The organism is Nocardioides sp. cx-173, assembly GCF_021117365.1.
Taxonomy (GTDB): domain Bacteria; phylum Actinomycetota; class Actinomycetes; order Propionibacteriales; family Nocardioidaceae; genus Nocardioides.
Genome location: NZ_CP088262.1, coordinates 3480911 through 3504667, shown reverse-complemented (window position 1 = coordinate 3504667; position 23757 = coordinate 3480911). Strand labels below are relative to the sequence as shown.

Sequence of the window (23757 nt, the reverse complement as noted above, 5' to 3'; positions counted from 1 at the left end):
TGGACCGGTGCTCTCTCGGACCTCGCTCCTCGCCGCCCTGGCTCTCCTGACGACCCTGCTGCCGGCCGGCAGCGCGTCGGCCGCCGTGCAGGACGTGCCCGACGGCGCGACGGTCCGGATCGTCGGTCACGGCTACGGGCACGGCCACGGCCTCTCGCAGTACGGCGCGCAGAACGCGGCCACCAAGGGCGTGGGGTACCGCAAGATCCTGCGCTACTACTACCCCGGCACGCGGCCGGGGAAGGCCGGCGGGCCCGTGCGCGTGCTGATCAGCGCCGACACCTCCCGCGACGTCGTGGTGGCCGCCCGCCGCGGCCTGGTGGTCCGCTCCGTCGGCGGGCGCCCCACGCGCCTGGACGCGGTCCGCCCGCGCGCGACGCGCTGGCGGATCGTCCCGGTGGCCGGCGGTCGCCGCAGCGCTGTGGACTTCAAGATGCGGTCGTCCTGGCGCCGCCTCAAGACGCTGAAGGGGGACGCCGAGTTCGTCGCCGGTGGGCGGCCCATCCGGCTCTTCATGGGCGGCGGCAGCCGCTCCTACCGGGGAGCCCTGCGCTCGGCCGCACCCGGCCAGGGTCTCGACCGCGACACGGTCAACGTCGTGTCGCTCGACGCCTACCTCAAGGGAGTCGTGCCGCGCGAGGTGCCGTCGTACTGGCACCCGCAGGCGCTGCGCGCCCAGGCGGTCGCGGCGCGCACCTACGCCGCCTACGAGCGCAAGCACTCCACGCGACGGCACTACCAGCTCTGCGACACCGACCGGTGCCAGGTCTACGGCGGCGCCACCGACGAGCAGCAGGCCACGTCGAAGGCCATCGACGCGACGCGGGGCCAGGTGCTGACCCACGGAGGGGGGCCGATCTTCTCGCAGTTCTCCGCCAGCAGCGGCGGCTGGACCGCGCGCGGCGCGTTCTCCTACCTGCCCGCCAAGCCGGACCAGTACGACGACTTCCGGGGCAACGACTACCACGACTGGACCGTGTCGACGACGGACGCGAAGATCGAGCAGACCTGGCCCGCGGTCGGCGACCTGGCGTCGATCGACGCCACCGACCGCGACGGCAACGGCGAGTGGGGCGGGCGGGTCGGCACGGTCGTCCTGCGCGGCTCGGGCGGCACCGTCACCGTGTCGGGCGACGACTTCCGCTACCTGCTCGGCCTGTACTCCACCTGGTTCACCGTCCGCGTCTCCTGAACTACGGATCTGTAGTTCGCGCGAAGCCCTGGCGCACCCCTGGGGCGCGTGGTGCCATATGGGGTCACACGGGGTCACACGAGTGCTCTCCCGTCCCAGTTGTCACCCCCCGGAGCACCCCATGCGCACCCGTCTCGCCGGCCTGCTGGCGCTCGCGCTGCTCGCGTTCGCGACCCCCGCCGACGCGGCCGCCGCGGACTCGTGGCGGGTGCCGACCCGGGCGTGGCTGACAGTGTCGGGCCACGGCTACGGCCACGGCCACGGGATGTCGCAGTACGGCGCCGAGGGTGCGGCCCGGCAGGGGCTGACCTACCGCCAGATCGCCGGCTTCTACTACCCGGGCACGGCGTGGGGGAGCGCCGGCGGCCGCATCCGGGTAGCCATCAGCGCGGACACCAGCGACGACCTCGTGGTGCTCAGCCGCCCCGGGCTGATGCTGCGCGACACCGCCGGAGGCCCGGCGGTGCGGCTGCCCGAGAACGGCGCGACCCGCTGGCGCGTGACCGTGACGCCGCAGGGGCGCAACCGGGTCTCCTACAAGGCCGGCCGGTGGCGGCGCTGGGGCGACCTGCGGGGCGAGGGCGAGTTCTCCGCCGGCGGGCGGCCCATCACGCTGGTCACCCCCTCGGGCAACCGTCCCTACCGGGGCCGCCTGCGGGCCGTGGCTCCGAGCCGGGCGTCGCTCGCCCGCGACACCGTCAACGACCTCGCCCTCGACCAGTACCTCCGGGGCGTGGTCCCTCTCGAGATCCCCGCCTCGTGGAGCCCCGAGGCGGTCCGCGCGCAGGCCGTCGCGGCGCGCACCTATGCGACCTACGAGCGGGCGCACCGCTCCGGCGGCCTCCTGTGCGACACCACCTCCTGCCAGGCGTACGGCGGTCAGGCGGCGGAGCACCCCGCGTCCGACGCCGCCATCAGGGCCACGGCCGGCCAGGTCCTCACCTACGACGGCGCCCCGGCGTTCACGCAGTTCGCGTCGAGCAGCGGCGGCTGGACCTCCGCGGGGTCGGTGCCCTACCTCGCCGCCGTCGAGGACCCCTACGACGGCTGGGCAGGCAACCCCGTCCACGACTGGACCACGCGCCTGAACGACACCGTCGTCGAGCGGGTCTGGCCGCGCATCGGCGACCTCACCGGTCTGACGGTCACGCGCCGCGATGGCAACGGCGAGTGGGGCGGGCGCGTCCGCTCGCTGACCCTCACCGGCACGAAGGGCTCGGTCGTCGTCTCCGGCGACGCCTTCCGCTCCGCGCTCGGCTTGCGCTCGACGTGGCTGACCTTCGCGGTGTCGCCCCGCTGAGCGGGCGGGTGGCGCTCAGTCCAGGTAGAAGTTGACGTCGTCGAGGAGGATCCCCTCGCCGGCCGGCGACGGCTTGCCGCGGACGTCGTGCCCGATGCCGATCGTGTGCACCTGGCTCGTGCCATTGGCGTAACTGAGCCGGATCCGGCCGCGGGACAGCACGCGGTAGGTGCCGCGCTCGTCGGCGGGCACGACGGCCCAGACCGTTCCGACACCCGGGGCACCGATCGAGCCGAGGGTCTGGCGGGAGCGGACGAAGCGGCCGCGCTGGTCCATCGTGAGCCACTCGGTCCATGTCGAGCAGTAGATGCCGCAGGTGCCCTCGAAGTTCTGGTGGATCAGCCGGAGGGCGAGCTTGGCGCCCGGCTTGGGGGTGCTCAGCGGGAAGTAGTCCTGCTTGCCGAGGCGGATGCCCTCGGTGGTGGCCCGGCCCTTGCCGAGACCGGCGACGCGCACGACCCCCGTGCGCGCGTTGTACTGGTAGGGGCGACAGGTCCGGCTGGCCTTCGCGCAGCGGGGAGCTCCTACCTTGTCGAAGCCCACGTGGGCGAAGCGGGGGCTCACGAACCGCACCGCCACGTTGTCCCAGCCGCGGTCGACCTGGACCGGCTTGTGGCCCCAGTAGTAGCGGCCGACCAGGGAGGGCAGCGTGCGGGGCCGAGGCTTCTCGACGATCCGCACGGTGGCGACGGCCCGGTGGCCGCCCTGCGCGGTCAGGGTCATCCGCAGGGTCCGGGGCTTGCTGCCCTTGAGCCGCACCCGGAACTTCTCGAAGTACTCCGTGCTCCGCGGCCCCAGCGTCCCGTAGGAGCGCGTGGCGGGCTTGAACGCGAGTCCCGCTCCGCTGAGCCGCACGGTGGTGCCGCGCGCGTCGGCGCGGCCGGAGTTGAGCAGGTCCACCTCGACGGTCGTCCACCGGCCGCGATAGCTGCCCTGCACCGGTGCGCCGCGGGCGATCGCCAGCCGTGGGGTCCAGACGGTCTCGAGGTCGTCGGCGTAGAGGCCGGAGGTCTCGGTGCCACCGACGTCGGTGCTGAAGGCGAAGGCGCAGTCCCACTCCGCGGTGCGCACGGCCGACGCTGCGGCGGAGGTGAGGGTGAGCACGGCGCCGGCGCGGCTGCTGCTGACCGCCAGGCTCGCCGAGCCGATCAGGCCTGCGGTGTCGGCGGTGGTCGTGGCACCGGCGACCGCCGCCCGCGACTGGCAGGTGTCACCGCTCCACTCGCCCAGGTGCACGTAGACGACGGAGTTGGCGCCGGGCGTCGCGCCGAGCGTCACGGTCGCGGTGATGCGGCTCGCCCGGAGATCCTGCACCACCGTGGCGCGCGCGATGTTGGTGGCCGGGTCGGCGCCGGCCGCGCGTACGTCGGTCAGCTGGGCCACGCGTCGTACGGCCCCATCGGCGTAGTCGCTGCGGGCCGAGGTCGCCGCCCGACCGGCGCCGGGCGCACGACGCTCGGCGGCGTCGTCCGATCCCACACGGACCCGGGACGGGTCGGCCCCGGCGGGCGAGGCGGCCAGCAGCCCTCCCATCAGCACCAGGGTGGTCAGGGTCGTCAGTGGCACGCGCACTCGTCCTCCAGACATCGACGGGGCGTGCAGGATAAGACACCGCTCACCCCCTGGGCGAGCGGCTGTCCACGACGCGGAGCCCGCGGGTCAAGGCCGACGGGAGGGCGGAGATCACCACGAGTGCGACGAAGCCGGTGATCATCTTGTCGCCGGCCGAGGTGAGGACGTTGGACAGCCCGACCGACACCGCCAGGGCGTCGGTGAGCTGGACGAAGGTGGCGGTGAGCGTGTCCTGGCCGTGACCGTTGGAGCCGCCGTAGACCAGGACCAGGATCGGCACGGCGACCAGGGTGCAGGCCAGCGCCACCAGCAGGTTGAGGGAGAAGAAGCGCGGCAGCGAGCCGCCCATGCCCCACCGACGCACGCCGTAGCCCCAGACCAGCGCGCCCGCCACGTTGACCAGGGCGAAGGGCACCGAGACCAGGCCGCTGCTGGCCACGCCCACGAGGTTGGTGGCCACGCCGACGGTGGCGCCGCGCCACGGGCCCAGCACGACCGCCGCGATCGCGGTCCCGGTCATGTCGAGGTAGACCGGGAGGTCCAGCAGGTCCACGAGGGCCCGGCCGGCGAGGTTGACGACGACGCAGGCGAGCATCAGGAGCACCACCTGCTGCCGTCGCGGCGCTCGCGCAGGCGGGGGCGGAGGCTCGGGGGAGGGAGGCAGCGCCGGCGGGACGTCACGGCAGCGCGCCACCCAGGCGTCCACGTCCTGGTCGTCGCCCCCCAGTGCGGCGGCGACCTCCCGCACCAGGGCCAGGTTGACCCGGGTGCGACCCGGTCGGAAGACGTCGTAGACGGTGGTGCGGGCGACCCGGGACGCCTCCTCGCTCATGCCGTCGGCCCGCCGCCGCTGGGCGACCAGCCGCGCGATCTCGGCGTACGACGGGTCGCCGGCGCGCTGGCGCAGCGACCGCAGCTCGGCGGCCAGCCCGTCCCAGGCGCCGGCGGGGCCGACGGAGCCGGGGCCGGGCCGGGGTGCCTCCGCCGTCACCGGCGGTCCTCACGTCCGGCCCCGGGCCGCCTCCGGGGCGTCAGGCGCCGGAGTGCCTGAAGCTGAACTTCTGCTTGGTGCCGGTGCAGTTGCCGCCCGTGAGGCGCAGCCAGCCGGCGGCCTTGCGCGCCTTGGTGAAGGTGACCCGCACCGCCAGCGTGTACTTCACCCCGTCGAGGCGGAAGGACTGGGTCTTGCTGGCCACGCCGTTGCGGATCGGGACCCGGCCCTTGGCCTTGTCCTTGCCGCTGAACTCGTAGTAGAGGATCCGGTCGCCGCGACACACCCGGCGCAGCAGGGAGAAGTGCGCCTTGTCGCCCCTGACCTCGAAGTTGGCGGCCTCCTTGAGCCCTCCGCCAGAGTGCACGGTGTTCCACCAGTAGTAGCCGGGGGCCGGGGTGACCGGCGCGGCGGAGGAGGCGGCCGGCAGCAGAGCCGTGGTGACGAGGGCGAGCAGGAGCCCGATGAGAATGCGTTTCATGGCCAGGATCGTAGGGACGCGCGAGGGCGCGCCTGCGCCGTACGAGCCCTTCCCGAACAAGCCCGAACACGCTCAGCCGAGGACCAGCACCAGGTCGCCGCCGTCGACGGACTGGGTGCCGGACAGGGCGACCCGCTGGACCGTGCCGTCCACGGGGGCGGTGATCGAGGCCTCCATCTTCATGGCCTCGATCGTCGCGACCGTGTCGCCGGCCTTGACGGCGTCGCCCTCGGAGACCGCGATCGTGACCGCGCCCTGGAACGGCGCCGCGACGTGACCGGGCTTGGCCGGGTCGGCCTTCTCGGCCGCGGCCACCTCGGAGGCGACCGACTTGTCGCGGATGCTGATCGGGCGCATCTGGCCGTTGATCGTGGCCATCACGCTGCGGTAGCCGCGCTCGTCCGGCTCGCCGATCGCCTGCAGCCCGAGCAGCAGGGTGACGCCCTCCTCGAGCTCCACCTCGTGCTCCTCGCCGCGCCGCAGCCCGTAGAGGTAGTCCAGCGTGGGCAGGACCGACACGTCGCCGTAGGTCTGACGACCCTCGGCGAAGGTCTTCGTGGGGCCGGGGAAGAGCAGCTCGTTGAGCGTCTGCCGCCGGGTCGGCTGGGCGCCGGCCAGGCCGGCGGCCTGCTGCTCGCCCAGCTCCTCGGCCGGAGGCGTGTAGGAGCGGCCTTCGAGGGCCTTGGTGCGGAACGGCTCGGGCCAGCCGCCCGGCGGGTCGCCGAGCTCGCCGTTGAGGAAGCCGATGACCGAGTCCGGGATGTCGAACCTCGCGGGGTCGTCGGCGAACTCCTGCGGGTCGGCGCCGAGGCCCACGAGCGCGAGCGCCAGGTCCCCGACGACCTTGGACGACGGCGTCACCTTCACGACGTTGCCCAGGATGTCGTTGGCCGCGGCGTACATGTCCTCGACCTGCTCGAACTTCTCGCCCAGGCCGAGCGCGATGGCCTGCTGACGCAGGTTGGAGAGCTGGCCGCCGGGGATCTCGTGGCGGTAGACGCGCCCGGTCGGCGCGGGCAGTCCCGACTCGAACGGCGCGTAGACGCGGCGCATCGCCTCCCAGTAGGGCTCCAGCGCATTGACCGCCGACAGCGACAGCCCGGTCTCGCGCGCGGAGTGGTCGGTGGCCGAGACCAGCGCCGAGAGCGGTGGCTGCGACGTCGTACCGGCCATCGAGGCGCTGGCGGCGTCGACCGCGTCGACCCCGGAGTCGATGGCGGCCAGCAGCGTGCCCAGCTGGCCGCCCGGGGTGTCGTGGGTGTGCAGGTGCACCGGCAGGTCGAACTCGCGGCGCAGCGCGGTGACCAGCGTGCGCGCGGCCGGCGCGCGGAGCAGGCCGGCCATGTCCTTGATCGCGAGCACGTGGGCGCCGGCGTCGACGATCCGCTCGGCCAGCTTGAGGTAGTAGTCCAGGGTGTACAGCTTCTCGGCCGGGTCGGAGAGGTCGCCGGTGTAGCAGAGCGCGACCTCGGCGACGGTGGTGCCCGTGGCGCGCACCGCCTCGATCGCGGGGCGCATCTGCTCGACGTCGTTGAGCGCGTCGAAGATCCGGAAGACGTCGATGCCCGTGGCGGCCGCCTCGTGCACGAACGCGTCGGTGACCGCGGTGGGGTACGGCGTGTAGCCGACCGTGTTGCGCCCGCGCAGCAGCATCTGCAGGCAGATGTTGGGGATCGACTGCCGCAGCTTGTCGAGCCGCTCCCACGGGTCCTCCTGCAGGAAGCGCAGCGCCACGTCGTACGTCGCGCCGCCCCAGGCCTCCACCGACCACAGCTGCGGCGTCGTGCGTGCCACGTGCCCGGCGACCGCGGTCAGGTCGCGGGTGCGCACGCGGGTGGCGAGCAGCGACTGGTGCGCGTCCCGGAAGGTCGTGTCGGTCACCGCGACCGTGTTCTGCTCGCGCAGCCGGCGCGCGAACTCGTCCGGGCCGACCTCGAGCAGCAGCTGGCGGGTGCCGTCGGGAGCCGGGACCTCGAGGTTGACCTCGGGCAGCTTGCTGGCCGGGTCCAGGGTCACCGGCGCCGGCCCGTGCGGCTGGTTGACGGTGACGTCGGCGAGGTAGGTGAGCAGCTTGGTGCCGCGGTCGCCGCTCGCGCGGGCCTGGAGCAGCTGCGGGTGGGTCTCGATGAACGAGGTGGTGATGTGGCCGCTGGAGAAGTCGGGGTCGGCCAGCACCGCCTGCAGGAACGCGATGTTGGTGGAGACGCCGCGGATGCGGAACTCCGCCACCGCGCGGCGCGCCTTCTGCACGGCGATGTCGAAGGTCCGGCCGCGGCAGGTGAGCTTGGCCAGCATCGAGTCGAAGTGCGCGGAGACCTCCGCGCCGGTGTACGTCGTACCGCCGTCGAGGCGGACGCCGCCGCCGCCGGGGGAGCGGTAGGTGGTGATGACCCCGGTGTCGGGACGGAAGTTGTTGGCCGGGTCCTCCGTGGTGATCCGGCACTGCAGGGCGGCGCCGCGCAGCTGGATGGAGTCCTGCGACAGGCCGAGGTCGGCCAGGGTCTCGCCCGCGGCGATCCGCAGCTGCGACTGCACCAGGTCGACGTCGGTGACCTCCTCGGTGACCGTGTGCTCGACCTGGATGCGCGGGTTCATCTCGATGAAGACGTAGTTGCCGTGCGGGTCGAGCAGGAACTCCACGGTGCCGGCGTTGCGGTAGCCGATCTCGCGGGCGAAGCGCACCGCGTCGTCGCACATCCGCTGGCGCAGCTCGGGGTCCAGGTTGGGCGCGGGGGCGATCTCGACGACCTTCTGGTGGCGTCGCTGCACCGAGCAGTCGCGCTCGAAGAGGTGGATCACGTTCCCCTCGCCGTCGGCGAGGATCTGCACCTCGATGTGGCGGGGCTCGACCACGGCCTGCTCGATGAAGACGGTCGGGTCGCCGAAGGCGCCCTCGCCCTCGCGCATGCAGGTCTCGACCGCCTCGCGCAGGTGCGCGGGGTCGTCGACGCGCCGCATGCCGCGCCCGCCGCCACCGGCGACGGCCTTCACGAACAGCGGGTAGGGCAGCGCCTTGGCCGACTCGACCAGCGCATCCACGTCGGTCGACGGCTCCACGCTGGCCAGCGTCGGCACGCCGGCGGCCTTGGCCGCGGCGATGGCGCGGGCCTTGTTGCCGGTCAGCGTCAGCACGTCGGAGGTCGGGCCGATGAACGTGATGCCGGCGTTGGCGCAGGCCTCGGCCAGCGCGGGGTTCTCGCTCAGGAAGCCGTAGCCGGGGTAGACCGCGTCGGCGCCGGCCTTCACGGCGGTCGCGACGATCGTCTCGGGGTCGAGGTAGGCCCGCACCGGGTGCCCCCGCTCACCGATCTCATAGGCCTCGTCGGCCTTGAGCCGGTGCTCGGACCAGCGGTCCTCGTAGGGGAAGACGGCGACCGTCCGGGCGCCGAGCTCGTAGGCGGCCCGGAAGGCCCGGATGGCGATCTCGCCACGGTTGGCGACCAGCACCTTGGAGAACATGGGGATCACCCTATGAGGCCCGCTCCGTCGCCGTTGTGCCGCGCGTCACCCGTGGACAGCCCGAGGCCCACGAGGGCCGAGCCGCGGCCGGAGCGAGCGTGTCGAGACCCTGCGCACCCGTGACGTAATGTTGCTCATCGTGGCAGGACCCGATTACGACTCCGAGATCAAGCAGCTCCAGGCGACGATGCACACCATCGAGCAGGTGCTCGACATCGACAACATGCGCACCGAGATCGCCGACCTGGGCGAGCAGGTGGCCGCCCCGGACCTCTGGGACGACCAGGCCAACGCGACCCGCGTGACCGGGCGGCTCTCCGCGCTGCAGGGCGAGGTCGACCGCTTCGCGGCGCTCCAGAGCCGGATCGAGGACCTCGAGATCATGGTCGAGCTGGCCACCGAGGAGGGCGACGACGACTCGCTCGCCGACGCCGAGCGGGAGCTCGGCCGGATCAAGCAGGCCGTCGAGCGGCTCGAGGTCCGCACGCTGCTCAACGGCGAGTACGACCCCCGCGAGGCGCTGGTGAGCATCCGCGCGGGCGCCGGCGGCGTCGACGCGGCCGACTTCGCCGAGACCCTCATGCGCATGTACGTCCGCTGGGCCGAGCAGCACGACTACCCGGTGGAGGTCTACGAGACCTCCTACGCCGAGGAGGCCGGCCTGAAGTCGGCCACCTTCGCGATCCATGCGCCGTACGCCTACGGCACGCTCAGCGTCGAGGCCGGCACCCACCGGCTCGTGCGGATCAGCCCCTTCGACAACCAGGGCCGACGCCAGACCAGCTTCGCCGCGGTCGAGGTGGTCCCCGTGCTGGAGCAGACCGACGAGATCGACGTGCCCGACGAGGAGATCCGCGTCGACGTCTACCGCTCCGGAGGCCCGGGCGGCCAGTCGGTCAACACCACCGACTCCGCGGTGCGCCTGACCCACATCCCCACCGGCACGGTGGTCTCCTGCCAGAACGAGAAGAGCCAGCTGCAGAACAAGGCCAGCGCCATGGTGGTGCTGAAGGCCAAGCTGCTCGCCCTCAAGAAGGCCGAGGAGAAGGCCCACCTCGACGGGCTGCGCGGCGACGTGCAGGCCAGCTGGGGCGACCAGATGCGCAACTACGTGCTCAACCCCTACCAGGTGGTCAAGGACCTGCGCACCGGCTACGAGGTCGGCAACCCGACCGCGGTCTTCGACGGCGACCTGGACGGCTTCCTCGAGGCCGGCATCCGCTGGCGCCGCGGCACCGACAAGGCCGAGGCCAACTAGGAGCGGCGCTCGGCCGCGCTCGCGACGGCGACGCACCAGCGGTCGGTCCGCTCCTGCAGCGCGGCGGCCGCCACGGCCGCCGGCGCCGAGAGCTCGCAGGTGAGCCAGGCGTCGCCGAACAGCCCGCGGTAGGACTGCTGCCGCGTGCCGTCCCGCTCGCACTGCAGGGCGAGCGACGGCACGCCGTACGCCGGGGCGTCGGGGATGGCCCGGCAGCCCTTGGTCTTGCGGGCGGCGGCGACCAGCGTGGCTGCGGTCTCGGCCGTGACCGGGGGAGCGAAGACCCAGGCCCGGGCCACCGTGCCGTCCTCGGCGCTCCAGGTGCAGCCGTACTCATGGGCCACGTCGCGGACGCCGGCGGTCAGGTCGGTGCGCTCGCCGTTGCCGTACGAGGTCTCGTCGGCCGGCTCGGCGCCGAGGGCCTCGCGCACGGCCTCCTCGGACACCCGGTCGCAGAACGTCCCACGCTCGGCGGTCAGGCCCGTGGTGTCGAAGTCCGTGAGCGGCACGCTGGGCGCGGTCGTCGGGGCGTCGTCGTCCTGCGCCGGAGCCCCGACCACGACCACGCCGACCGCGACGGTGAGGGCCGTCGCGCCGAGTGCGAGCGCGAGGACGCGGGGGACGGACACGCGCCCACGATACGGATCGGGGCGCGCGCCGCGGGAGCGACCTCCGCCACACCCCTCGGAGGCCGGGCGCGGGGGTCCGGGAAACCCCACGTCGGCTCGGCTACTGTCGATTCAGTGATTCGCTTCGAGAAGGTCACCAAGACCTATCCCGGTCCGGGAAAGCCTGCCCTCGACAACGTGTCGATCAACATCGAGAAGGGCGAGTTCGTCTTCCTCGTGGGGGCCTCCGGGTCCGGCAAGTCGACGGCCCTGCGGCTGGTGCTCCGCGAGACCCGCCCCACCGCCGGTCGCGTCCACGTCGCCGGCAAGGAGGTCAACCGCCTCGCCAGCTGGAAGGTGCCGCGGCTGCGCCGTCAGATCGGGACCGTGTTCCAGGACTTCCGGCTGCTCTCCGGCAAGACCGTCGCTGAGAACGTCGCCTTCGCGCTGCAGGTGATCGGCAAGCCCCGGGACGAGATCCGCGACGTGGTGCCGCGCACCCTCGAGCTGGTCGGCCTGCAGGACAAGGGCGACCGGCTCCCCGACGAGCTGTCGGGAGGCGAGCAGCAGCGCGTCGCGATCGCCCGCGCCTTTGTCAACCGGCCGATGATCCTCATCGCCGACGAGCCCACCGGCAACCTGGACCCCACCACGTCCGCCGGAATCATGAGCCTGCTCGACCGCATCAACGCCACGGGCACCACCGTGCTCATGGCCACGCACGACAACTCCGTCGTGGACCAGATGCAGAAGCGCGTCATCGAGCTCGACCACGGCCGGGTCACCCGGGACGAGGCCACCGGCTCCTACGGCACCGAGGCGGTCTGAGCATGCAGCTGCGCCACACGTTCACCGAGCTCCGCCAGAGCCTGCGCCGCAACGTCTCCATGCACATCGCGGTCGTCCTCACCCTCTTCGTGTCACTGACCCTGGTCGGCTTCGGCGCCCTGCTCAACCAGCAGGCCGTCGCCGCCGCGGACCAGTGGGGCAGCGAGCTCCAGATCACCGTCTACCTGTGTCGCGACGGCGACGACAACCCCGCCTGCGTCTCCGAGGTCACCGACCCGCAGAAGCAGGCGATCGAGGACGTGGTCGAGGAGAGCCCCGAGGTCGACAGCTGGTACCTCGAGTCCAAGGAGGAGGCCTTCGAGAAGGTCAAGGACCTCTACGGCGACGAGCGGTTCGAGGGACCCGACGCCGCGCTGACGGCCGACGACATGGCCGAGTCGATCTGGATCACGCTGAAGGACCCCGACGAGTACGAGGGCATCACGAGCCAGGTCATCGGCCTGCCCGGGGTCGCCGGCGTGCAGGACCTGCGTGAGGTCGTGGGCCCGATCCTCAGCACCATCGACTGGATCAAGTTCGCCTCGTGGGCGATCGCCGGGTTCCTGGTGTTCGCCGCGCTCCTGCTGGTCGCCAACACGATCCGGCTCGCCGCGCTCGCGCGGCGCAAGGAGATCGGGATCATGCGCCTGGTGGGTGCCTCGACGCTCTACATCGCGCTGCCGTTCCTCATGGAGGCGCTGGTGACGGCGTTCCTGGGCGTGGCGCTGGCCGCCGGAGCCCTCGCGGCGCTGGTGAAGTGGGGCATCATCGGCGGCCTCAGCGGCGACCTGGCGTTCATTCCGTGGATCGGCTGGCCGGAGTACGGCGTGGCCGTCGCGGTGATCGCGATCCTGGGCCCGGTCCTCACGGTGCTGCCGACACTCCTACTGACCCGGAAATACATCAAAGTCTGACCTCGGCCGCCTACGGTTGAATCGTTCACTTCCCCGAACATCAAAGGCAATACCTGTGCGCTTCTTCCCCAGCGCCTCTCGTCAGCGCGTCGTCGTGGCCTCCGTGGCCGCCGCCGTCGCCCTGGGCGGGACGGCGGTTCCTCTGGCCAACGCCTCCGCCCACGACCCGCTCAAGGACAAAAAGAAGCACGTCGAGCAGCAGATCGAGCAGGCCCACGACGATCTCGGCGAGACCAGCAAGCAGGTCCAGCGGACCACCGCACGGCTCAACGCCGTACGCGTGCGCCTGACCGCGGCCAAGAGCCACCTGGACGGGGTCCGCGTCCGCCTGGCCGAGGCGCGCGCCAAGGACGCCGAGATGCAGCTCAAGCTGGTCGCGGCCCAGGAGGCGCTCGCGCAGGCCCGCCAGGACCTACGGGACGGCCGGGAGGCGCTCGCGGCCCAGCGGGTCGAGGTCGTCAACACCGTCAACGACATCTACGAGAGCGGCGACCCGCGCCTGCTCGCCTTCGCCTCGCTGATGGCCGCCAAGACCCCCGAGGACGTCGTGCGCCAGATGGGCGCCACCGACGCGATCGTCGGTCGACAGGACCGCGCGTACGCCGGCCTGCACGCGGCCGAGATCGTCCTGCAGGCCCGCGAGGACCGGGTCGAGGCGGCCAAGCTGGACATGGAGACCAAGCGCGCCGACGCCGCCGCCAACCTCGCCGCCGTCGGTCAGCTGGCGGAGCAGGCGCGCGTCGCCCGGGCCAGCGTCCTCGGCCTGCTGAGGAGCAACCGCAAGGCGCGCGACGAGGCCCTGAGCGCTCGCGCCCACGACCGCCAGGTGCTGCGCGAGCTGCGCAAGCGCGAGGCCCGCATCAAGCAGCAGATCCTCGCCGCGGCCGCCCAGAGCGGCGGAAAGGGCGGCTACAGCGGGGCGACCGACGGCGTGCTGCGGCCCCCCACCAGCAGCGGCTACGTCACCTCGCCGTTCGGCTACCGCACCCACCCGATCTACGGCTACTACGGCCTGCACGACGGCACCGACTTCGGCGTCGCCTGCGGCCAGTCCATGCTCGCCGTCGCCGGCGGCACCGTGATGGACACCTACTACTCCTCGGTCTACGGCAACCGGCTCTACCTCAACCTGGGCAACTACAACGGCAAGAACCTCACCGCCGTCTACAACCACCTGTCCGGCTACCGCGCCTCCGAGGGTCAGCGGGTCAGGAGCGGCGAGGTCGTCGGGTACGCCGGCTCCACCGGCTGGTCGACCGGCTGCCACCTGCACTTCACGATCCTGGTCAACGGCGACCCGGTCGACCCGATGAAGTACCTCTGACGTCAATCGGATTGACCGGCCCTGAGAGACTGACCAGATGCCGAAGGAGCAGGGGCGCAAGATCGTCGCGCAGAACAAGAAGGCGCGCCACGACTACCACATCGAGGACACCTTCGAGGCCGGCATGGTCCTCCAGGGCACCGAGGTGAAGTCGCTGCGGATGGGTCGCGCCTCGCTGGTCGACGGGTTCGTGGACATCGACAACCGCGAGGCGTGGCTGCACGGCGTCCACATCCCGGAGTACACCCAGGGGACCTGGACCAACCACGCCGCCCGCCGCAAGCGCAAGCTGCTGCTCAACCGGGTCGAGATCGACAAGATCGAGCGCCGCGTCAACGAGAAGGGCCTCACGGTCATCCCGCTGTCGCTGTACTTCGTCGACGGCCGCGCCAAGATCGAGATCGGCCTGGCCAAGGGCAAGAAGACCTGGGACAAGCGGCACTCCCTCGCCGAGCGCCAGGCCACCCGCGAGGTCGAGCAGGCCGTCGGCCGCCGGCTCAAGGGCATGCAGGACTGAGCCCGCGGTGGTCGAGGTGCGAGCGGAGCGAGCCTCGAAACCACCCCACCGCGACACGACCGCCGTACGCGCCTTCTGGGAGGGGCTGGGCCTCCCGGGCCTGTTCGACGTCCACGTCCACTTCCTGCCGCCCAACATCCAGCGCGCGGTCTACGCCGTCTTCGACGCCGCCGGCGACAAGATCGGCCGCGAGTGGCCGATCCGCTACCGCGTCTCGCACGAGGAGCGGGTCGAGATCCTGCGCGGCTTCGGCGTACGCCGCTTCTCGACGCTGCCCTACGCCCACAAGCCGGGCGTCGCGGGCTACCTCAACGACTGGTCACGCGACTTCGCCGCCGGGGTGCCGGAGGTCCTGCGCTCGGCGACGTTCTACCCCGAGCCCGAGGCGCCGTCGTACGTCGCCGACCTGGTCGCGGACGGCGTCGAGGTCTTCAAGGTGCACGTCCAGGTGGGGGAGTTCCACCTCGACGACCCGCTCCTCGACCCGGTGTGGGGCACCCTCGAGGACGCCGGCACGCCGGTCGTCATCCACGCCGGCTCCGGCCCGGTCGGCAACGCCTTCACCGGCCCCGACCCCCTGCGCCGGGTGCTCGAGCGCTTCCCTCGCCTGACCGCGATCGTGGCGCACATGGGCGCTCCGGAGTGCGCGGAGTTCCTGGTCCTCGCCGAGACCTACGAGCGCGTCCACCTGGACACCACCATGGTCTTCACCGAGTTCTTCGGCGCCTACCCACCCGACCTCGTCCCACGCCTGCGCGACGCCCAGCCCAAGGTCCTGCTCGGCACCGACTTCCCGACCATCCCCTACCCCTACGCCGAGCAGCTCGCCGGCCTCGCCCGCCTCGACCTCGGCGACGCCTGGCTCCGCGACGTCTGCTGGCACAACGCCACCCGCCTCTTCGCCCGCTGACCCAGCTCCGGCGGTCGAGGTGCGAGACCCGGTGTGCCGAGGAGCAGCCTCGGGGTACGGCGGTCAGGTCGCGGGGGTCTCGAGGCTCAGGCGCCAGGGCGCCTTCGCACCTCGACCACCGAGGGCTTTCGGTGGTCGAGGTGCGAGGAGCGTCAGCGACGAGCCTCGAGACCCGGTGAGTGGACAAGCAGCCTCGGGTCTCGAGGCTAGGCGTTGCGCGCCTTCACGCCTCGACCACCGAGGAGCCCGCGCCGTCTCGGTGGTCGAGGTGTGAGGAGCGCCAGCGGTCGCCAGTCACGTCACCAGGTCTCGAGGCTCAGGCGTTGCACGCCTTCGCACCTCGACCACCGAGGGCTTTCGGTGGTCGAGGTGCGAGGAGCGCCAGCGACGAGCCTCGAGACCCGGTGAGCCGAGAAGCAGCCTTGGGGTACGGCGGTCAGGTCGCCAGTCACGTCACCGGGTCTCGAGGCTCAGGCGTTGCACGCCTTCGCACCTCGACCACCGAGGAGCGAGAATGCCCTGTGGATAAAGGGGATTCTCAACCCACCCACTGTCGGTGGCACCTGCTTGAGTAGTCCTATGAGCAGCCCCGCCGCCCCCACCGCGAGCCACCCCGTGGCCGCCGGAGTGGCACGGCTGCGCACCCAAGTCGCCGACCTCAACCAGACCCCGGTGTGGTCGATGACCCCCACCGAGACCGCCCAGGCGCTGGCTGACGCGACCCGGCTGCGCGCCCAGGCCGACGAGCTCACGCTGCGCCTGGCCGCACACGCCGACACCACCCAGGCCGGCGTCGAGACCGGCGCGACCTCGACCGCGGTCTACTGGGCCCACACCACCCACCAGACCCAACGCGCCACCGCCGCAGCGATGAAGCTCGCCAAAGCGTTGGAGCGCCACGACAGCGTCGCCGCCGCGCTCGCGGCAGGGGTGATCCTCACCGACCAGGCCCAGGTCATCGTCGAGGCCGTCGATGCCCTGCCCGAGGACGTGCAGCCCGAGGTCCGTGCGGAGGCCCGTGGCCACCTGCTGGGCCAGGCCGAGCACCACGACGCGAGAGCGTTGCGGGTCCTGGGCAGACGGATCCTCGACGTCGTCGCGCCCGAGGTCGGCGAAGCCCAGGAGGCCAAGGCCCTCGAAGCCGAAGAACGCCGGGCCGAGCAGAGGGCCCGGCTCACGATGCACGACGACGGCCATGGCACCACCTACGGCCGCTTCCAGATCCCCACCCATGTCGCGGACCGGTTCCGCAAGCAGCTCGGCGCGATCGCCAACCCGAAGGTCGGGGGTCAAGGGGCCGGCCCGCACGGGATGGGGCTCGCCCTGATCGAGTACGTGCAGCGCTACCCGGTCGACCGGCTCCCGGACTCCGGCGGCCTGGACGCCACCGTGGTGGTCACCATGACCCTGGAGACCCTGATGGGTGGGCTGAAGGCGGCCCAGCTCGACACCGGGACTCGGATCAGCCCCGCCCTGGCCCGGACCCTGGCCTGCCAGGCCGGGGTCATCCCCGCCGTCCTCGGCACCCGGTCCCAGGTCCTCGACCTGGGACGCAAGGCCCGCTTCCACACCAAGGCCCAACGCATCGCGCTCGCCGTGCAGCACGGCGGCTGCTACGCCCAGGGCTGCGAACGCCCCTCGGCATGGTGCCAGGCACATCACCTCACCCCCTGGTCCAAGGGCGGTGACACCACCGTCACCGACGGCGTCCTGCTCTGCCGACGCCACCACACCCTGGCCCACCACCCCAACTACTCGATGACCCACCTGTCCGGCGGGAAGGTCGCCTTCACCAAGCGAGAGTGAGCCACGGCGCGTGCGTCACGACTAACCCGCCCGGCACCGACCGCCGAGGGTTGACCAACCGCCCGCAGGGCAGGATCGCGCCATGTCGGTGCTTGCCCTGCTCACGCTCCTGCCGCTGCTCGTCACGGGCGTCTTCGCCGTGATCCTCGTGGTGGTCCTCACGCGCTCCCGATCTCGCCCCGCCGCCCCGGTCCTGGCGCCCGCCCCGGGCGGCGGCTTCGCGCCGGTGCCGAGCACCTGGAACGCGCAGGTGCTCGGGTCGGGGGTGATCGGCGCCATGGGCGGCGCGCTCGGCTCGACGTACGGCACCCTGGCCCTCGACGCGGGGTGGCTGGCGTTCACCCCGGACGGCGCCGCGGAGCCGCAGTGGCGCGTCTCCTGCCGCGAGCTGTGGGTACGCCGCCAGGGGGTCGGACCGTTCACCGTCGCGAGCGTGCGCCTGCACGGCCCGATGGGTGAGGTCGCGTGCAACGTCAGCCGCGAGCACATCAACCGCTGGTCGGCAAACACCTTGAAGGACTTCCGCCAGTCGGGCTACGCCGCACAGTTCCTGGCCGCGGTGCAGGCGCACGGGGCTCGAGTGGGATGAGACCGGGAATCCCGGCTGCGGACACGGCGTTGCACCCGGTAGTCTGGACAGACAACTCAAGAGGGGCTGATCGGTTTCGACTTGGGACGTTAGTTCCAGGGGAAGCGGGTCGAGGAGCCAACGTCATCTCGTAAACGATCGTTGGAAACCTATAACTGCCAACACCAATCGCAGTTCCTTCGCTCTCGCTGCCTGAGCAGTGATCGAAGCGTCAGTCCGGGCACCTGCCTCCGTCCCGGGTACTGGCGTCATCTAGGAGGCTTGCTGCTCAATCCGCGTCGCGGAGGTTGAGCGGGACTTTTCCGTGACTGAGCCTGTCGGGGACGTGTTCGTGCGAGCCCCGGGGCCGAGAAAAGCGACATCACGAACTGCACCCGGAGAAGACCTGGTTCGACGCTCGAGGACGCGGGTTCGATTCCCGCCAGCTCCACACAACACAGGGGTCTTCGCAGAATAAGGGCGAAGACTTCGCAGAATTGCCGGTCCCGGTGGGTCACCCCATCGAGAGCCAGCCCTCTTGAGCGAGAGCCGGCCTGACATTGTCAGGCCGGCTCTCGTCATGACTGTCCTTACGCCTGTGAGAAACGACCCGGCGAAGGACTAGCATCCAGCGCGTGGGTGGTTCTCCGGAGGGATTCGAGTACGTCCGCCGCGCCGACGGAAGCGTGGTCATCACGCACCACGGCCGAGTGGCGGCGAAGCTGCGAGGCGGCCGCGCCGCGGAGTTCCTCGCCGAGGTCGAGGACGATCCCCAGCTGGCCATGGCCCGGTGGACCGGGAACTACCGGCACGGCAACGAGCGGGTGGCTCGCCAGCATCCCCGCAACAGGCGCTGAACGGCCGTGTTGCGACCTCCGCTGCCCTCGCTCGCGCACTTGGCCGGCGCGAACGCCGTGGCGGGTGTTTGTGGCACGATCCGCGTCATGACGGAGACAGAGGGGACGACCAGCCCGATGGGTGCCGATCGCCGGTACCGCTCGAGGGTCGGCGGGGCCGACGCCGAGCTCGACCAGACGCTGTCGGACGAGCTGGACAAGGTGAATGCGGAGGCGACCCGTGGAACTGCTCCGGCGCAGGAGCTGACGGTCCGCATCGAGGACGAAGCCGGCGAGCTGGCAGCGGGCATGAGCGGCTGGACCTGGGGCGTCGCTGCCGGTATCGCGATGACCTGGGTGCGTGACGGCACCCGTGGTGAGGGTCTCGGCGCCAGGCTGCTGGCCGAGTTCGAGGCCGCGGCTCGCGCACGGGGATGCACCCACGTCTTCGTCACCTCGTTCACGTTCCAGGCGCCGGGCTTCTACGAGCGACAGGGGTACCGCGAGATCTTCCGTTGGGAGGACGTGCCGGTCCCGGGGGCTTCCGACGTGCACTTCCGCAAGGAGCTCTGAGCCGGGATCGGCCGGGCTAGCCATACCTGACGGTGCTGCGAATCCGGGCACTTTGCCCGGGTCTTTGGACAGGTGTCACGCGGCGGGAGCCGCCCTACAGTCGACGGCAAGGGCGCTCGGGCACCGGCAGCTGCTTTCGCCGTACGGCATCCGCGCCACGGTCGCGCAGCCCGCGCAACGGCAAGGGAGACGCCATGACAGCCCAACGGACCTCGCAGGACCCCGAGCGGCCCGGTCCCGCCACCGGTGCGGCTCCGCCGTCCCTGGCGATCGACCCACGGGGCTCGATGATCCGGGCCGTGGCCTGGGTCCTGGGCGTGCTGTTCCTGCAGTTCGCGTTCATCTTCAGCTACGTCGCCGCGTTCCATGACCCCACGCCGCACCAGCTCGAGGTGAAGGTGGTCGCGCCCCCGGGGGGCGGCAGCCAGGCCCAGCAGCTGGTCGACGAGCTCAACCGGCTCTCCGGGGACCCCCTGGACGCCTCGCTCGCCGACTCGGAGTCGGATGCCCGCGAGGACGTCCGCGACGGGGACGAGGTCGCGGCCCTGGTGCTGCGCCCGGACCAGAGCAGCGACCTGCTGCTGGTCGCCTCCGGCGGCGGTACCTCGTTGGAGGAGGCCGCGACGGAGGTCCTCACCAAGGTGGTCGGGGAGCAGCAGCGGACGCTGGAGAAGGAGGACCTGGTGCCGCTGCAGAGCGGCGACGCCCGCGGGCTCACCGGCTTCTACCTCGTGGTCGGCTGGGCGGTCGGCGCCTATCTGTTCCCCACGGTGGTCGCGCTGGCGCGCGGGGACCGGCCCCGGTCGATACGCATGGCGGCGCTCCGGCTGGCCGCGCTGGTGCCGTACGCCCTGGCCTCCGGGTTCGGTGGCGCGCTGATCGTCGGCCCGCTGCTGGACGCCCAGACCGGCCACCTCTGGCAGCTCGGCCTGCTCGGGACCGCGGTGTCGTTCTCCATCGCCGCGCTGGCGATCGGGCTCGAGGCGCTCTTCGGGGTGATCGGGATCGGGGTGACGCTGCTGCTGATCGTGATCATCGGCAACCCGAGCGCGGGCGGGGCGTTCCAGGCGGGGGTGATGCCCACCTTCTGGCGGGTGGTCGGCGACTGGATCCCGACCGGCGCCGGCGTGGACGGGGTTCGCCAGATCGTCTACTTCGACTCCGATGCGATGACCCGGCCGCTCCTGGTCCTCGCGGCGTACGCGGTGGCGGGCATCGTCCTCACGCTGCTCGTCTCCGGGCGGGGCCGGCGCCCGGAGCTCCTGATGAGCGCCTAGTCGGTACGTCGGCAACGCATCTCGCGCTGGAGGCAACCTCGGGGCGCTGTGGCGCGTCTGAAGATGAGGCAGGCCGTCGTCGCTCACCTTCCCCTGTCGCGAGGAGAGCCCATGTCGCACACCACGCATCCGCGGCGGCCGGCCCTCGTCATCGTCACGGTCACCGCCCTCGCGGGTGTCCTCGCGGCCTGCGGGGAGGGCGGCGCCTCCAACGACGACCCGTCCGCGCCCCCCTCGAAGACGGCGTTCACGCCGGAGTCCGCTCCGCTGCCCGACGGCGTCATCGATCCGTTCGTGCTGCCACTGGGTGAGCCGCCGGCGATCGACCACGCCATCGGCACCACCCTCGTCCTGGACGGCCGCCCGCTCCAGACGGACCTACCGGGGACGAGCGTGCAGATCATGGGCACCGTCGACGGCCGGGTCGTGGTGGCCGGCGGCGTCCCCGACGAGGTCGGCACCCACTTCTGGGCCGTCGACGAGTCCGGACGCGCGCAGCGGCTGGGCAGGGGCGGGTACGAGTCCTACGACTACTCACCGATCCTGGTCGAGCAGACCGGTCACCTCTGGGTCACCTTCTCCGACCGCGGGACCGGGCGGGGAGTCGTCTGGGAGATCGACGCGCGCACCGGGGAGGAGCTGCGGGAGCTGACGTCGGAGGAGGAGCCGGCCGGCCTCGAGCCCGCCGACCAGGCAGTGCTCGACGTGCTCTACGGCAGGTCCGAGCTGCCGGCCGACCCCGGTGCACTCTCCCCGGACGGCCTGCATCGGGTCTCGATCGGCTTCGAGGGCAGCGCGGGCGATAGCGACCGCTCCGTCCTGGAGGTCAGGACCGTGGCGGACAGGCGGGTCGTGGCCCGGGTCCCCTTCGCGCTCGCTCCCGAGCTCGCCGACTTCCAGGAGATCTTCTCGCGGTGCACCGGCCGTCCACGGCGGTGCACCGCCTGGGTCGACATGGAGTCCGCGCCCTACTTCGAGGACGATCGGCACGTGCTCGCCGAGGTGAGCGTGGGTGTGGCCGACGACGCCCGCGGCGAGCCGGTCTTCGTCTCGACGGTCGTCCGCTGCGACCTCGACGGGAGGTGCGAGCGGACCATCGACGACGAGCGCGAGGTCAACCTCGGCGTCGACCCGTCCGCGCCGTGAGGCGCCGGGGTCCGTCGGTCGTCGGCTGAGGCGCGATATCCGCGGAGCTCAGCTGGATGACGTCATGCCGACGGCTTGCTGGCGCGGATGATCGCACCGTGCATGCCGGGGACGGCCTCGTGGGTGAACTCGACCTCGGCGTCGACGAACCCGGCGGCGCTCAGACCCGCGAGGTACTCGGCGCGGGAGAGGGCGCCGGCGATGCAGCCGACGTAGGAGCCCCGCTCGGCCCGGTCCTCGGGGGTGAGGTGGTCCTCGGCGACGACGTCGGAGATGCCGATCCGCCCGCCGGGGGTCAGGACGCGGTAGATCTCGGAGATGACCTTCGGCTTGTCGACCGAGAGGTTGATGACGCAGTTGGAGATGACCACGTCGACCGACGCGTCGGGCAGTGGGACGTCCTCGATGGTGCCCTTGAGGAACTCCACGTTCGTCGCTCCGGCCTTGGTGGCGTTGGCGCGAGCCAGGTCGAGCATCTCCTCGGTCATGTCGACGCCGTAGGCGAAGCCGGTCGGCCCGACGCGGCGCGCGGAGAGCAGCACGTCGATGCCGCCGCCGGAGCCGAGGTCGAGCACGCGCTCGCCGGCGCGCAGGTCCGCGACGGCGGTCGGGTTGCCACAGCCGAGGCTGGCCGCGACCGCCTCGGCCGGCAGTGCAGCCTGGTCGTCGCTGCCGTACAGCTCCGCTCCGAACGCATCGTCGACGGTCCCCTCGCCACCGCAGCACGAGGAGGTCCCGCAGCTGTCGTCTACGGTCTGCAGCTGGTCGTTGAGGGCAGCATTGCCGGCGCCGCCGACGACCGCGGTGGCGGCTTGGGCGTAGCGACTGCGGACCTCCTCACGCACCTGGTCGGGGGTCTGTCCGGCGGTCTGCGGGCTGCTGGTGGTCATGGTGTCGCTCCTCGTTGGGCATCGATAGGCTTCGATGTATCGAGAGTTGTCTATCAATCGACGGTTGTCAATATGTCTGGCAGGATGGGGCCATGGCCACGCGCACAGCTCCGCCCGTCCTGGACGCGACGACCGCGGCGGCGGCATGCTGCTCGATGGTCACCGGAGGCGTGCTGGACGCGGCGGAGTCGCAGCGGCTGGCGCGCATGTTCAAGGCACTGGGTGACCCGACGCGGGTCCGCCTGTTGTCGCTGATCGCGGCCCAGCCTGATCTCGAGGCCTGCATCTGCGATCTCACCGAGCCGGTGGGGCTGTCGCAGCCGACCGTGTCCCACCACATGAAGCAGCTGGTCGATGCCGGGCTGGTCGTGCGTGAGCAGCGCGGACGCTGGGCGTTCTACCGCCTCGTCGAGGACACCCTGAGCGCCCTCAGCGACGCGCTCAAGCCCTGACGGGTCCAGCTAGGACGCGGCGCCCGCGAGGTGTGCCGCGGTCACGGTCTGGGTGAACTCGCCGGCCGCCAGGGCTCTGATGTTGGCGGCCACATCGGTGCTCTCGCCGTGGCGCAGCACGTGCGCGAGGACCCCGTTGCCGAGGATGACGTCCGCGACCAGCGACACCTCGTGGTCGCGGTGCGCCATGAGGGCCGGCTGCTCGTGCAGGGGGAGCGGCGCGAGGGTGCAGGCGAAGCCCCATGCCAGCTCGCGGGCCCGGTCCATGCCGAAGCCGAAGATCCGCTGCTCGCGCGCGGGCATGATGTGCGTCAGCAGCGCGAACTCCGGGCTGTCCTCGCCGAGCTCGGCCTCCACGACCGGGGTGAGGCCGGCCAGGACGTCGTTGATGCGGCCGAAGTCGTCCTTCAGCGCCGGCAGGTCGGCCCCGGGGCAGGTCTGCGCGGCCGCGACCCCCAGGTCGAGGGCGATGTGGGCGTTCATGCCGACCAGGAGGTGCTGCAGGACCACGGGCCGTGAGCTCGACGCCACCTCGAAGGCCTTGAGCCAGGCGCGGCTCGGCAGCTGGCCGGCGCGCCATGCGTCGTAGGCGTCGAGGAAGCGGTTGGCGAACGCCACGTCCAGACGCTCCATCCGCGGCCCGTCGTCGAACTCCCCGGCGCGCACGCCCTCGCGTACGGCGATCGTGACCCGGTTGTACAGCGCGGCGAAGTAGCCGATCCGGTCGTCGCGTGCCTCGGCGTCCTTGATGATCGCCTCGAGGCGGAGGATCACGTCGTCGATGGTCTGTGCCTGCATCGGGCGACTCTCGCAGATCCCGTGTCTCGCCACGCGCGTATGCGAAAAGCGGCTGCT

Annotated in this window: 22 protein-coding genes and 1 other RNA gene; 16 read left to right on the top strand and 7 right to left on the bottom strand. The window is 71.8% G+C overall.

The features are described 5' to 3' along the window. Window positions 1–7: 7 nt before the first annotated feature. Both LQ940_RS17140 and LQ940_RS17135 read left to right on the top strand, forming a co-directional pair. Window positions 8–1192 carry a SpoIID/LytB domain-containing protein gene (locus tag LQ940_RS17140; protein ID WP_231244712.1) on the top strand — a complete coding sequence of 395 codons (1185 nt, stop codon included), beginning with the start codon at window positions 8–10 and terminating at the stop codon, window positions 1190–1192. A gap of 121 nt (window positions 1193–1313) precedes the next feature. After that, a complete protein-coding gene (locus LQ940_RS17135) occupies window positions 1314–2492 on the top strand; it encodes a SpoIID/LytB domain-containing protein (RefSeq protein WP_231244713.1) in 1179 nt (392 codons plus the stop codon). A gap of 15 nt (window positions 2493–2507) precedes the next feature. Here the strand turns inward: LQ940_RS17135 and LQ940_RS17130 are convergent, their stop codons facing one another. The 4 genes from LQ940_RS17130 to LQ940_RS17115 all read right to left on the bottom strand — a co-directional run bounded on the left by LQ940_RS17130 (window position 2508) and on the right by LQ940_RS17115 (window position 8995). Further along, the gene (locus LQ940_RS17130; RefSeq protein WP_231244714.1) at window positions 2508–4058 is read right to left on the bottom strand and encodes a hypothetical protein; all 1551 of its coding nucleotides are present in this window, start codon (window positions 4056–4058) and stop codon (window positions 2508–2510) included. Window positions 4059–4107: 49 nt separating this feature from the next. Next, window positions 4108–5055: a hypothetical protein gene (locus LQ940_RS17125; protein WP_231244715.1), complete on the bottom strand. Its 948-nt coding sequence runs from the start codon at window positions 5053–5055 to the stop codon at window positions 4108–4110. A 40-nt stretch (window positions 5056–5095) separates the two neighbouring features. Further along, window positions 5096–5536 (bottom strand): hypothetical protein, encoded by a 441-nt coding sequence (locus tag LQ940_RS17120; protein WP_231244716.1) that lies wholly within the window; start codon window positions 5534–5536, stop codon window positions 5096–5098. A 72-nt stretch (window positions 5537–5608) separates the two neighbouring features. Continuing rightward, complete coding sequence (locus LQ940_RS17115; RefSeq protein ID WP_231244717.1) at window positions 5609–8995, bottom strand: pyruvate carboxylase; 3387 nt, start codon at window positions 8993–8995, stop codon at window positions 5609–5611. 139 nt (window positions 8996–9134) lie between these two features. On the opposite strand from LQ940_RS17115, the gene prfB reads away from it, so the two are divergent. Further along, on the top strand, window positions 9135–10253 hold the full coding sequence (prfB, locus tag LQ940_RS17110; protein WP_231244718.1) for a peptide chain release factor 2: 1119 nt from the start codon (window positions 9135–9137) through the stop codon (window positions 10251–10253). On the opposite strand, the gene LQ940_RS17105 is transcribed toward prfB, so the two are convergent. Next, a complete protein-coding gene (locus LQ940_RS17105) occupies window positions 10250–10882 on the bottom strand; it encodes a hypothetical protein (protein WP_231244719.1) in 633 nt (210 codons plus the stop codon). The genes prfB and LQ940_RS17105 overlap by 4 nt on opposite strands. 114 nt (window positions 10883–10996) lie before the next feature. Between LQ940_RS17105 and ftsE the strand changes: the two genes are divergently transcribed. The 12 genes from ftsE (at window position 10997) to LQ940_RS17045 (ending at window position 21560) form a co-directional block, all read left to right on the top strand. Beyond that, window positions 10997–11689, top strand: coding sequence for a cell division ATP-binding protein FtsE (gene ftsE, locus LQ940_RS17100; RefSeq protein ID WP_231244720.1), 693 nt, complete (start codon window positions 10997–10999; stop codon window positions 11687–11689). 2 nt (window positions 11690–11691) lie between these two features. Next, the gene (gene ftsX / locus LQ940_RS17095; protein WP_231244721.1) at window positions 11692–12603 is read left to right on the top strand and encodes a permease-like cell division protein FtsX; all 912 of its coding nucleotides are present in this window, start codon (window positions 11692–11694) and stop codon (window positions 12601–12603) included. Between the two features lie 55 nt (window positions 12604–12658). Beyond that, on the top strand, window positions 12659–13927 hold the full coding sequence (locus LQ940_RS17090; RefSeq protein WP_231244722.1) for a peptidoglycan DD-metalloendopeptidase family protein: 1269 nt from the start codon (window positions 12659–12661) through the stop codon (window positions 13925–13927). Window positions 13928–13964: 37 nt separating this feature from the next. Further along, entirely contained in the window at window positions 13965–14444 is a 480-nt protein-coding gene (gene smpB, locus LQ940_RS17085) for an SsrA-binding protein SmpB (RefSeq protein ID WP_231244723.1), read from the top strand. Window positions 14445–14460: 16 nt separating this feature from the next. Beyond that, window positions 14461–15354: an amidohydrolase family protein gene (locus LQ940_RS17080; protein ID WP_231244724.1), complete on the top strand. Its 894-nt coding sequence runs from the start codon at window positions 14461–14463 to the stop codon at window positions 15352–15354. A 579-nt stretch (window positions 15355–15933) separates the two neighbouring features. Further along, window positions 15934–17160 carry an HNH endonuclease signature motif containing protein gene (locus LQ940_RS17075; RefSeq protein WP_231244725.1) on the top strand — a complete coding sequence of 409 codons (1227 nt, stop codon included), beginning with the start codon at window positions 15934–15936 and terminating at the stop codon, window positions 17158–17160. An 82-nt stretch (window positions 17161–17242) separates the two neighbouring features. Then, complete coding sequence (locus LQ940_RS17070; RefSeq protein ID WP_231244726.1) at window positions 17243–17749, top strand: hypothetical protein; 507 nt, start codon at window positions 17243–17245, stop codon at window positions 17747–17749. 62 nt (window positions 17750–17811) lie between these two features. Next, window positions 17812–18182: a transfer-messenger RNA gene (gene ssrA / locus LQ940_RS17065) on the top strand. 181 nt (window positions 18183–18363) lie between these two features. Then, a complete protein-coding gene (locus tag LQ940_RS17060; RefSeq protein WP_231244727.1) occupies window positions 18364–18585 on the top strand; it encodes a hypothetical protein in 222 nt (73 codons plus the stop codon). Window positions 18586–18672: 87 nt separating this feature from the next. Next, entirely contained in the window at window positions 18673–19137 is a 465-nt protein-coding gene (locus LQ940_RS17055) for a GNAT family N-acetyltransferase (protein ID WP_231244728.1), read from the top strand. A 194-nt stretch (window positions 19138–19331) separates the two neighbouring features. Continuing rightward, a complete protein-coding gene (locus LQ940_RS17050) occupies window positions 19332–20414 on the top strand; it encodes an ABC transporter permease (RefSeq protein WP_231244729.1) in 1083 nt (360 codons plus the stop codon). Between the two features lie 111 nt (window positions 20415–20525). Next, window positions 20526–21560, top strand: coding sequence for a hypothetical protein (locus tag LQ940_RS17045; RefSeq protein ID WP_231244730.1), 1035 nt, complete (start codon window positions 20526–20528; stop codon window positions 21558–21560). A gap of 62 nt (window positions 21561–21622) precedes the next feature. Here LQ940_RS17045 and arsM read toward each other — a convergent pair whose 3' ends face one another. Beyond that, window positions 21623–22450 carry an arsenite methyltransferase gene (gene arsM, locus LQ940_RS17040; RefSeq protein ID WP_231244731.1) on the bottom strand — a complete coding sequence of 276 codons (828 nt, stop codon included), beginning with the start codon at window positions 22448–22450 and terminating at the stop codon, window positions 21623–21625. A gap of 92 nt (window positions 22451–22542) precedes the next feature. Between arsM and LQ940_RS17035 the strand changes: the two genes are divergently transcribed. After that, window positions 22543–22902, top strand: a complete 360-nt coding sequence (locus LQ940_RS17035; protein ID WP_231244732.1) for an ArsR/SmtB family transcription factor — start codon at window positions 22543–22545, stop codon at window positions 22900–22902. 9 nt (window positions 22903–22911) lie between these two features. Here LQ940_RS17035 and LQ940_RS17030 read toward each other — a convergent pair whose 3' ends face one another. Next, window positions 22912–23700, bottom strand: a complete 789-nt coding sequence (locus LQ940_RS17030; protein ID WP_231244733.1) for a DUF5995 family protein — start codon at window positions 23698–23700, stop codon at window positions 22912–22914. Window positions 23701–23757 lie beyond the last annotated feature (57 nt).

Excerpts from the sequence above, each read along its gene's own strand:
- LQ940_RS17135 (WP_231244713.1), top strand. The coding sequence starts at position 1,314 with ATGCGCACCCGTCTCGCCGGCCTGCTGGCGCTCGCGCTGCTCGCGTTC.
- LQ940_RS17120 (WP_231244716.1), bottom strand. The coding sequence starts at position 5,536 with ATGAAACGCATTCTCATCGGGCTCCTGCTCGCCCTCGTCACCACGGCT.
- LQ940_RS17115 (WP_231244717.1), bottom strand. The coding sequence starts at position 8,995 with ATGTTCTCCAAGGTGCTGGTCGCCAACCGTGGCGAGATCGCCATCCGG.
- ftsX (WP_231244721.1), top strand. The coding sequence starts at position 11,692 with ATGCAGCTGCGCCACACGTTCACCGAGCTCCGCCAGAGCCTGCGCCGC.
- smpB (WP_231244723.1), top strand. The coding sequence starts at position 13,965 with ATGCCGAAGGAGCAGGGGCGCAAGATCGTCGCGCAGAACAAGAAGGCG.
- LQ940_RS17075 (WP_231244725.1), top strand. The coding sequence starts at position 15,934 with ATGAGCAGCCCCGCCGCCCCCACCGCGAGCCACCCCGTGGCCGCCGGA.
- LQ940_RS17070 (WP_231244726.1), top strand. The coding sequence starts at position 17,243 with ATGTCGGTGCTTGCCCTGCTCACGCTCCTGCCGCTGCTCGTCACGGGC.
- LQ940_RS17055 (WP_231244728.1), top strand. The coding sequence starts at position 18,673 with ATGACGGAGACAGAGGGGACGACCAGCCCGATGGGTGCCGATCGCCGG.
- LQ940_RS17050 (WP_231244729.1), top strand. The coding sequence starts at position 19,332 with ATGACAGCCCAACGGACCTCGCAGGACCCCGAGCGGCCCGGTCCCGCC.
- LQ940_RS17045 (WP_231244730.1), top strand. The coding sequence starts at position 20,526 with ATGTCGCACACCACGCATCCGCGGCGGCCGGCCCTCGTCATCGTCACG.
- arsM (WP_231244731.1), bottom strand. The coding sequence starts at position 22,450 with ATGACCACCAGCAGCCCGCAGACCGCCGGACAGACCCCCGACCAGGTG.
- LQ940_RS17035 (WP_231244732.1), top strand. The coding sequence starts at position 22,543 with ATGGCCACGCGCACAGCTCCGCCCGTCCTGGACGCGACGACCGCGGCG.
- LQ940_RS17030 (WP_231244733.1), bottom strand. The coding sequence starts at position 23,700 with ATGCAGGCACAGACCATCGACGACGTGATCCTCCGCCTCGAGGCGATC.